The sequence below is a fragment of the Stenotrophomonas sp. genome (assembly GCF_031995405.1).
Lineage (GTDB): Bacteria > Pseudomonadota > Gammaproteobacteria > Xanthomonadales > Xanthomonadaceae > Stenotrophomonas.
The window spans coordinates 22,811-32,411 of the sequence record NZ_DAMAGC010000039.1 but is presented as its reverse complement, the minus strand read 5'-3'; the positions used below and the strand labels follow the sequence as shown (position 1 = coordinate 32,411).

The 9,601-nt window shown below is 65.8% G+C and carries 8 protein-coding genes; 4 read left to right on the top strand and 4 right to left on the bottom strand.

Going from position 1 to position 9,601, the window contains the following annotated elements; all coding sequences use genetic code 11:
* Window positions 1-175 precede the first annotated feature (175 nt).
* Genes RTO53_RS09350 through mtgA form a run of 3 tightly spaced genes read right to left on the bottom strand, consistent with a single transcriptional unit; the run spans window position 176 to window position 2,359 of the window.
* Window positions 176-607: a CBS domain-containing protein gene (locus tag RTO53_RS09350; RefSeq protein ID WP_256775819.1), complete on the bottom strand. Its 432-nt coding sequence runs from the start codon at window positions 605-607 to the stop codon at window positions 176-178.
* On the bottom strand, window positions 567-1,586 hold the full coding sequence (locus RTO53_RS09345; protein ID WP_312237531.1) for a glycosyltransferase family 2 protein: 1,020 nt from the start codon (window positions 1,584-1,586) through the stop codon (window positions 567-569). The genes RTO53_RS09350 and RTO53_RS09345 overlap by 41 nt, the downstream gene beginning before the upstream one ends.
* Before the next feature lie 23 nt (window positions 1,587-1,609).
* The gene (mtgA, locus tag RTO53_RS09340) at window positions 1,610-2,359 is read right to left on the bottom strand and encodes a monofunctional biosynthetic peptidoglycan transglycosylase (RefSeq protein ID WP_312237530.1); all 750 of its coding nucleotides are present in this window, start codon (window positions 2,357-2,359) and stop codon (window positions 1,610-1,612) included.
* A 79-nt stretch (window positions 2,360-2,438) separates the two neighbouring features.
* Here mtgA and RTO53_RS09335 point away from each other — a divergent pair, with 79 nt between their 5' ends.
* The 3 genes from RTO53_RS09335 (at window position 2,439) to RTO53_RS09325 (ending at window position 7,645) form a co-directional block, all read left to right on the top strand.
* Window positions 2,439-3,335 (top strand): Hsp33 family molecular chaperone HslO, encoded by an 897-nt coding sequence (locus tag RTO53_RS09335; RefSeq protein ID WP_312237529.1) that lies wholly within the window; start codon window positions 2,439-2,441, stop codon window positions 3,333-3,335.
* Window positions 3,336-3,454: 119 nt separating this feature from the next.
* A complete protein-coding gene (locus tag RTO53_RS09330) occupies window positions 3,455-4,312 on the top strand; it encodes a hypothetical protein (RefSeq protein WP_312237528.1) in 858 nt (285 codons plus the stop codon).
* A 462-nt stretch (window positions 4,313-4,774) separates the two neighbouring features.
* Window positions 4,775-7,645, top strand: coding sequence for a TonB-dependent receptor (locus RTO53_RS09325; RefSeq protein WP_312237527.1), 2,871 nt, complete (start codon window positions 4,775-4,777; stop codon window positions 7,643-7,645).
* A 146-nt stretch (window positions 7,646-7,791) separates the two neighbouring features.
* On the opposite strand, the gene RTO53_RS09320 is transcribed toward RTO53_RS09325, so the two are convergent.
* On the bottom strand, window positions 7,792-8,394 hold the full coding sequence (locus RTO53_RS09320; RefSeq protein ID WP_228884169.1) for a TetR/AcrR family transcriptional regulator: 603 nt from the start codon (window positions 8,392-8,394) through the stop codon (window positions 7,792-7,794).
* Between the two features lie 165 nt (window positions 8,395-8,559).
* Between RTO53_RS09320 and RTO53_RS09315 the strand changes: the two genes are divergently transcribed.
* Window positions 8,560-9,480: an alpha/beta fold hydrolase gene (locus RTO53_RS09315; protein ID WP_312237526.1), complete on the top strand. Its 921-nt coding sequence runs from the start codon at window positions 8,560-8,562 to the stop codon at window positions 9,478-9,480.
* The last annotated feature ends 121 nt before the right edge of the window (window positions 9,481-9,601 follow it).

Here is a 9,601-nt window from a genome sequence, read left to right as displayed (position 1 = left end):
TGGTCGGTGGGTCGGGCGCTGGGCGCCCATGCCCTTGGAGGCGAAATAAAGGAGGAGGCCGCCCCGCGGCCGGGGGACATTCGCCGGAAAGGGCATGGGCGCCCAGCGCCCGACCCACCGACAGCCGCGCTCCCACGCCGTGGGAAACAGCGCGGATAACAGGCCAGCTACCGCCTCACCCCGCCACGATGTACTGCTGCAGCTGGTCCAGCTTCTGCGCCTGCTCATCGATCACCGACTTGACCAGGTCGCCGATCGAAATCACCCCGACCACGCTGCCGGCGTCCACCACAGGCAGGTGTCGGATGCGGTAGTCGGTCACCAGTTGCAGGCAGTGCTCCACCTGTTCGGCCAGGGCCACTGTCACCACCTTGGCGGTCATGATGTCGCTCACCCGCGTCGTCCGCGATGAGCGCTCGTGCAGCACGATCTTGCGCGCGTAATCGCGCTCGGAGAGGATCCCGACCAGTTGCCGCCCCTCCATCACCACCACCGCCCCGATGCCCTTGTCGGCCATCAGCCGGATCGCGTCGATCACCGCCGCGTCCGGGGGTACCGCGAAAACCTCAGGGGACTTGCCTTCCAACAGCTGTCGTACCGTGGTCATCTCGCTGCTCTCCACCGATGGGATGCAGGCCCGAGTCTGCCACGAACGGTGCCTGCCAGGTGTCAACCAGGTACAGCGGGCGCTGCTTGGACTCCTCGTACAGCCGCCCCAGGTATTCCCCGATCAGGCCCAGCGCGATCAACTGCACGCCGCCCAGGAACAGGATCACCACCATCATCGTCGGCCAGCCCGCCACGCGGTCCCCGTACAGCGCCGCCTTGCCCACGATCCACAGCGCGAACACGAAGGCAAACCCCGCCGCGGCCAGCCCCAGGTACGTAGTCACCCGCAACGGCGCGGTCGAAAAACCGGTGATCCCTTCCAGCGCGAAATTCCACAGTTTCCACAGCCCGAACTTGCTCTCCCCCACCAACCGCGCATGCCGGTGGTAGGGCAGCGCCTTGCGCCGGAAGCCGACCCAACCGAACAGCCCCTTCATGAACCGGTGGCGTTCACGCAGCTGTCCCAGCGCCGCCAGCGCGCGCGGCGACAACAGGCGGAAATCGCCGGTATCGGCCGGGATCGGGGTCTTGGACAGACGCCCGATCACCCGATAGAAGGCGGCCGCCGTACTGCGCTTGAACCAACCTTCGCCGTCGCGCACCAGCCGCGTGCCATACACGTTGTCGTAGCCCTGCTGCCACAACGCCACGAACTCGGGAATCAGTTCCGGCGGATCCTGGCCATCGGCGTCCAGGATCATCGCCGCCCCGTCCCCGACGAAATCCAACCCCGCGGTGAGCGCCGCTTCCTTGCCGAAGTTGCGTGACAGCCGCAGCACGCCCACGCGCGGATCGGCCTCGGCCAGCGCCTGCATCACCGACCAGGTCGTATCGGTGCTGCCGTCATCGACATACAGCACCCGTCCCTCGATATCGTGCAGCCCGTCCAGCACCGCGCGCAGCCGCGGGTGCAGCATCGGCAGCACCAGCGCTTCGTTGTGTGCAGCAATGACCAGGGTCAGGCGTTGGGCTGTCATGCAGGGATTGTAGCGGTCGGCAGTCAGTCCTCGCCCAGATAGGCGCCGCCGCCCAACTGACGGGCCTGCCGCTGGATCCACGCCGCACGGCGCTGCACATACGGCCCTGGCTTGCTGGCGTTGTAGCGGCGCGGCGCCGGCAGCACCGCGGCCAGCCGCGCGCTCTCGGCCGGGCTCAGGCGTGCGGCATCCTTGCCCCAGTACTGCCGGGCGGCGGCCTGCGCGCCGTAGATGCCGTCGCCGAACTCGGCGATGTTGGCGTACATCTCCAGGATCCGCGACTTCGGCCACAGCGCCTCGATCAGCACCGTGTACCAGACCTCCAGGCCCTTGCGGATCCAGCTGCGGCCCTGCCACAGGAACAGGTTCTTGGCGACCTGCTGGCTGATCGTGCTGGCGCCGCGCAGGCGACCGCCCTTGGCGTTGTGGTCGCGCGCCTTCTCGATCGCCTGCAGGTCGAAGCCATTGTGCTCGGGGAAACGCTGGTCTTCGGCCGCCACCAGCGAGATCGGCAGGCTCGGCGCCATCTGCTCCAGGTCACGCCACTGATAATGCAGGCGGTAGTCCCACTCGCCCTGGCCCAGCGCCTCGCCGTAGCGCCACAGCATCACCGTGGAGAGCGGCGGATCGATGAAGCGCAGCACCAGCACCTGCACCACGCTGAAGGCGGCAAACAGCACCGGCAGCCACAGCAACCGCTTCCAGTGCCAACGCCGCGGGCGTGACGGTTCCAGGCCCGGTCCGGCCTTGAGATTGCTGCGCTCTGCCCCCATCAGTGGTGCATCCTTTGCTTGCACGGTTGTCGGCGCATTATCCGGCAACCGCCCCTCCATAAGCGCAGCCACCGAGCCGATGACCGCCCAATCCGACACCCTTGTCCGTTTCCTGCTTCCCGATGCCGGCGTCCGCGGCGTGCACGTGCACCTCGATGCAACCTGGCGCGAGATCCTGTCCCACGCCGTCTACCCGCCGGCCGCCGCTGAACTGCTCGGCGAGGCCAGCGTCGCCTCGGCGCTGTTCACCGGGCACACCAAGGTGGACGGGCGGCTGGCGATCCAGCTGCGCAGCAACACCGCCATGCGCACCCTGTTCGCCGAATGCACCGCCGCCGGCACCCTGCGCGGCATCGTGCAGCTGGCCGATGGCGGTGGCGATGCCCCGCGCGACCTGACCGCGCTGGGCGAGGATGCGCTGCTGGCCATCACCATCGAGAACCCCGGCCTTGACCCGCGCGAACCGCAGCGCTACCAGAGCCTCGTCGGGCTGACCGCCTCGGGCATGGATGAAGCCTTCGAAGATTACTTCCGCCAGTCCGAGCAGTTGCCCACCCGCCTGCTGCTGGCCGCCGACGGTGAGCGCGCCGCCGGTCTGCTGCTGCAGAAGCTGCCGGGCGACGAGGGTGACCACGACGGCTGGTCGCGCGCCAGCGCCCTGTTCGAGACGCTGGGCAAGCAGGAACTGCTCGAGGTGGCCGGCAACGAACTGCTGCACCGGCTGTTCCATGAAGAAAAGCCGGAACTGCTGGGCGAGCGCCCGCTGCGCTTCGCCTGCTCCTGCTCGCGCGAGCGGGTGGAGGGCATGCTGGAATCGCTGGGCGAGACCGAGGCCCGCGCCGCCGCCGAGCCGACCGGTGCGGTGGAAGTGCGTTGCGAGTTCTGCGGACGTGAGTATCACTTTCCCTTGACGGAACTGGCCATACTGTTCAGCGATACCGGTGTTCCCTCACCGGCACCTGAACGGCTTCAGTAATCGCCGCACGAGTTTTGTTCTGGGGAGAACCAAGACTTGTTAAGAAATCATAAACGCCCTAGGATCAGTGTCCCGCTTCGGCGGGAACTTGTGCTCACCGCTGTTGTCTGAGAGTTCCCATGCGCCCCCTTCTGCGTCTACCGCTGGCCCTCGTGATCGCCCTCGCTGCGATAACGGGCGCGCACGCGCAGAACAAGCCGCGCCAGGACAGCACCGTGCTGCCGATCTGGAACAAGGGCAGCGGCAAGGTGGAAGCCCTGCTGTACCTGGAACCGACCGGCGAACAGGCGGTCGGCGCCCGCTGGCATTTCGGTCGCAGCTCGCTGGATGCCGCCTTCGGGCTGTCCTCCGGCGATTCGCTGGGCCTGCTCTGCAACAGCAGCCGCGGCACCAGCATCAGCGGCCTGGCCAGTCATTGCATGCTCGCCACCCTGGGGGATGACGACGACAACGCGCTCAGCCGTCGGGTCAGCGGTACCGCCGCGTTCAACCGTGCCGGCGGACGCCTGGGCATCACCGCCGGCAGCGGCCGCGACACCCTGCCTGCCTGGCTGGCCGGACCCAACAAGTCACCGGCACTGCGTGCCGAGCAGAACGACCTGACCGTGTTCGGCCAGAAGAACATCGGCCGCGAAGGCTTCGTCTCGATTGGCGGCACCTACGCCAAGGCACGCCTGGTGCCGCTGTCCGACGCCTCGCCGGCGCTGGTCGACCGCTGGGACAGCAAGAGCCTGACCATCGGCGCCGGCTACGGCAATTTCAGCGGCAACATCATCGGCCGCGTGGTCGACGTGCCCGGCCAGCCCGGCAAGTGGGAAGGTCTGGGCGTCGGCCTCACCTGGCGCACCCCCTGGAGCGGCCAGCTCACCGTCGGTGCCGAGAACGTGATCACCCGCGGCAAGAACCCCTTTGCCCCGCGCAACGAAAGCACCGACGAAGGCACCGTGCCCTACGTCCGCTACGAACAGGATCTCTGATCCCCGAGCGCCTGGCGCGGGTGGATTGTTTCAAAAGGCGCGCCCATCGGCGCGCCTTTTTTCATGGGCGCGCCGCGACCATGCACGCGCACGCTTGATTCAGAAGCATTTTCTCGCCCGCGCGTGGCATTGATTGCCCCATACGGTCAAGCCGTGGCTATAGCAGAAGACGTGATCGGACACGCATTGATACAAAGCGTGACAAATCAATTGCAACTATTTTCTTCACTACAGCTTAACCAACGAGACAAATCTGACGGCTCTCACGAGAGATGTGATTGATTTTTCAGGATTTTGCGAACTGATAAGTCGTTTACAGCGTGCATTAACGCTACTTTAATTCTTGGAGATCCGCAGTTACTATCGAGTCAGCCTCGTGGTGTTTGGCGCTGCTTGTTTGGCGCCGCTGCAGGCAAACACACCCCTAGTGAATACCCAAGATTCCCTTGGAGAGAGAGAGCAATGAACTTTACGTCCAACAAGCTGCGTGACGCGGTCGTCGTCGCGCTGGTCGCGAGCGCCGCTGCAGGCGGCACCGCCCAAGCGCAGGAAGCTGCGGGTGCAACCAACCTGGATCGCATCCAGGTCACCGGTTCGCGCATCCGTTCGGTCGATGTCGAAACCGCCCAGCCGATCTTCACGGTCTCCTCCGAGGAGATCAAGAAGTCGGGTCTGGTCAGCGTCGGCGACATCCTGCAGAACCTGACCGTGTCCGGCACGCAGACCTTCAGCAAGGCCGCCGTGCTCGCCTCCAACCCGGAACAGGGCGGCCAGTACGTCAACCTGTACAACCTGGGCGAACAGCGCACCCTGGTGCTGGTGAACGGCAAGCGCTGGACCTCCAGCCTGGCCGGCTTCACCGACCTCTCGACCATCCCGACCGCACTGATCGAGCGTATCGAAGTGCTGAAGGACGGCGCCTCGGCGATCTATGGCTCCGACGCCATCGCCGGCGTGATCAACATCATCCTGCGCACCAACTTCGAAGGCGCTGAAGTCAGCGGCCTGATCGGCCAGAACAGCCGTGGCGACGGTCAGAAGGAAGCCTATTCCTTCACCCTGGGCGCCACCGGCGAGCGTTCGTCGATCCTGTTCGGCGCCAGCTACTCCAAGGAGAAGCCGGTCTTCGCCAAGGATCGTGCGCTGACCCGCACCACCTATGGTCCGGCACACCCGCTGGACGCGCTGAGCGCGACCGGTCCGTGGGGCCGTTTCAACTATGACGGTGAAACCTACATCCTGAATCACACCGGCTCTTACGATGGTCAGGGCGTCGGTGCCGATTCGCGCAATCTGGCGAATTACCACAACGCCGTGACGGTCGACGACCGCTTCAACTCCACCCAGCAGATGATGCTGGCGCAGGAGACCGAAACGAAGTCGCTCTTCACCGCCGGCAGCTTCGAGATCAACGACTACGTCACCTTCAAGTCGACGGTGATGTACTCCGAGCGTAATTCGGAGCGTCAGGTCGCGGGCTACCCGCTGACCGGCACCGCGCAGCCGACCTACCCGGTGGCGATCAGCGGCCAGAGCTACTACAACCCGGTGGGTGACGACATCACCTCCTGGTTCCGCCGCACCATCGAGATTCCGCGCATCTCGCAGAACGATGTGAAGAGCTACCACTTCGATGCCGCCCTGGAAGGCGCGTTTGAAGTCGGCAGCCACGGCTGGAACTGGGATGCGGGCATCAACTACAACAAGTTCGACGTCACCCAGATCAGCACCGGCAACATCAACCTGCTGGCGCTGGAAAAAGCCCTGGGCCCGTCGTTCCTGAACAGCCAGGGCGTGGTCCAGTGCGGTACCGCCGCCAACCCGATCCCGCTGGGCACCAGCCTGTCGGCCGGCCAGTGCACCCCGTTCAACATCCTGGGCGGCCCGTCGGCCTCCACCGCCGACGCGCTGAAGTACATCAACACCCTCGGCCAGGCGACCCAGCAGAGCGTGAGCAAGCAGTACTTCGCCAACGTGACCGGTGGTCTGTTCGACATGCCGGGCGGCGCGGGCGAATTCGCCTTCGCAGCAGGCGTGGAGCACCGTGAAGTGTCGGGTTATGACAACCCCGACCAGCTGTCCAGCGCCGGTTACACCACCGACCTGGCCGCCGGTGCCACCAACGGCAAGTACAAGACCGACGAAGTCTACCTGGAGCTGATGATTCCGGTCCTGAAGGACCTGCCGTTCGCCAAGGAACTGTCGTTCGACGTGGCCAGCCGCTACTCCGACTACGATCGTTTCGGCGACACCACCAACAGCAAGTTCAGCGTGACCTGGAAGCCGGTCGAAGACCTGCTGGTGCGTGCCACCTACGGCAAGGGCTTCCGTGCCCCGACCCTGGACGACACCTTCGGTGGCGGTTCGCAGACCTTCGATGACCTGACCGATCCGTGCGATGCGCGCTTCGGCCAGCTGGCCAACCCGGTCGCGGCTGCCCGCTGCGCCAGCGAAGGCCTGGCACCGACCTTCCGCCAGACCGACAATGCCGGCGTGCCGGTGACCGCGCGTGAAACCCAGGGCAATGCTCCCTTCCAGGCCGGCGTCGGCAATGCCGACCTCGAACCGGAATACAGCAAGACCCGTACCGTGGGCCTGGTCTTCAGCCCGCGCTGGGTCCAGGGCCTGGACTTCTCGCTGGACTGGTACAAGATCAGCATCTCCAACGTGATCACCGCCGTTGACGCGACCTACGTGTTGAACCAGTGCTACAACGGGGTCACCTCGTTCTGCAACTACAGCCGTGACGCGACCACCGGTCAGATCGTGACCCTGAGCCGCGGCAACGCCAACCTGGGTGCGCTGGAAACCGAAGGCTACAACTTCGGCGCCAACTACCGTCTGCCGGAGTTCGCGGCAGGCCAGTTCTCGGTCCACCTGGACAGCAACTACCTGGTTGCCTTCCGCCAGCAGGCCGAAGACGGCGCTCCGTGGGATGACTTCGCCGGTTACTGGAACTACCCGCGCGTGCGTGCCACCCTGGGCGTGAACTGGGCCAAGGGCGACCTGTCGGCCAGCTGGAACCTGCGTTACTACGGCGGCTACCGCGACTTCTGCTACGACGAAACCGAGTGCAACCAGCCCGACTACCAGACCCCCAACAATGGCTGGGGCGGTGGTATCGGCGCCAACAAGAAGGGTTCGATCAGCTACCAGGACGTCTCGGTGACCTGGGCTGCTCCCTGGAATGGTTCGGTCACCATCGGTGCCCGCAACATCTGGAACAAGCAGCCGCCGATCACCTACTCGCTGACCAACAACAACTCGTCGTCGATCGATCCGATGCTGGACTACGATCGCTACCTGTTCATGCAGTACACCCAGCGCTTCTGATCGCCGCTGCACGCGATCTGACCGCTTGAAGCAACGGCCCCGAAAGGGGCCGTTGTTTTTTGTGCTTCCGGGCGCCGCTGCAGCTGCGCCCACCCACGAAAAAGGCCGCGTCTCCGCGGCCTTTTCGCTTGCAACCCGGCGCGGCCTCAGCCGATCGGGATCAGCGTCTCGATCACGTGCTCGACATACGCTTCGAAATCCTCGCGGGCCTGCTTGGGCTGCTGCAATTGCAGCGACAACTGCAGGAAGCCGACATACGCCGCATAGGCAAGGCGTGCGCGGTGCTGCGCATCGGTACGGCTCAACCCGGCCTGGCGGAACGAGGCCACCAGGTATTCCAGCCGGCGGTGCGACACGCGGTCGATGACCGGCCGCACCATCGGGTGGTCCAGCGCCTTGAGCAGCTCGCTGTAGATGATGTGCGGCTGCACTTCGTGTGCCACTACCTGGAACAGCTGGCGCAGGCGCACGCGCGGATCGGGCACGTCTTCCAGGCTGCCGAACACCTGCTCCTGCTCGAACAGTTCCCAGCGCTCCAGCGCGGCCTGCAGCAGCGCATCGCGCGAGGGGAAATGCCAGTAGAAACTGCCCTTGGTCACTCCGAGGCGACGCGCCAACGGCTCCACCGCGACCGCACCAACGCCTTGTTCTGCAATGAGGTCCAGGGCGGCCTGGGCCCAGTCTTCCGCGCTCAGGCGGCTGTTGCGGCCGGCACGTGGCTCGCCGGCGGAAGCTTCAGGTTCATTCATGGCGACGATTTAACCATACGCCGGGGTCCGTGTCCGCCAAAAGCCGTTGCCGCGACCCGCGCGGGGCCGTCGCCGCGCCTGCGTCGCCACGGTGTCGGCGGCACCTCGGCGAGCACCATACCCCCAAGTATTGACATGCCACGGGGCAGGTCCATACTAACGAGTATGGTAAATCCTTCCGCTACCCTGCCCCGTTTTGAAGATGCGCGACTGACCGGCGCGCACGACGCCGTGCTGGCCGTCACCCGCTCCGCGCCGGGACGCCGCGGCACGGTGCTGTTCGCGCATGGCTTCGGCCAGACCCGACACGCCTGGACCGCCACCGCGCAGTCGCTGGCCGCCGCCGGCTACCAGACGCTGGCCTATGACGCGCGCGGCCACGGTGATTCGGACTGGAACCCGGCCGACCTGCCCTACCACGGCGAACAGTTCGCCGATGACCTGATCGTGCTGGCCGGTGAACAACCGCAGCCGCCGATCCTGGTGGCCGCTTCGATGGGCGGCCTGTTCGGGCTGCTCGCCGAATCGCGCTGGCCCGGCCTGTTCTCGGCGATGGTGCTGGTGGACATCACGCCGCGCTGGGACACCGCCGGGGTCGAACGCATCCTGATGTTCATGACCGCGCACCCGGACGGTTTCGCCTCGCTGTCGCAGGCCGCCGACGTGATTTCGGCCTACCTGCCGCACCGCCCGCGCAAGTCCGAAGACGCGCTGCGCGCACTGCTGCGCGAAGACGGCCAGGGCCGCTGGCGTTGGCACTGGGACCCACGCCTGGTCGCCGAACTGGCGCGCGACAGCGAACAGCACCAGGACGCGCTCGCCGAGGCGGCGCGCCAGGTGAAATGCCCGTTGCTGCTGGTCAGCGGCGGGCGCAGCACCCTGGTCACCCCGCAGACGGTGGCCGAGTTCCTCGCGTTGGTGCCGCATGCGCGCCATGTGCAGTTGCCGGAGGCCACGCATATGGTCGCCGCTGACGACAACAACGCCTTTACCGCTACTGTGTTGGACTATCTGGACGTGTTGCCCTCGGCCTCCGCCGTGGCACAGTCCGCCACTACCGAGCACGTCACCGGAGCACGCTCATGAGCATTGTCGTTCCCTTCCTGGCCATCCTGCTGGCGGGCGCCATCGTCGCCTACCATCGGATGCGGCTGATCACCTGGACGATCATCAGCGTCGTGCTGCTGGCCGCCTGCTGGTTCATCCC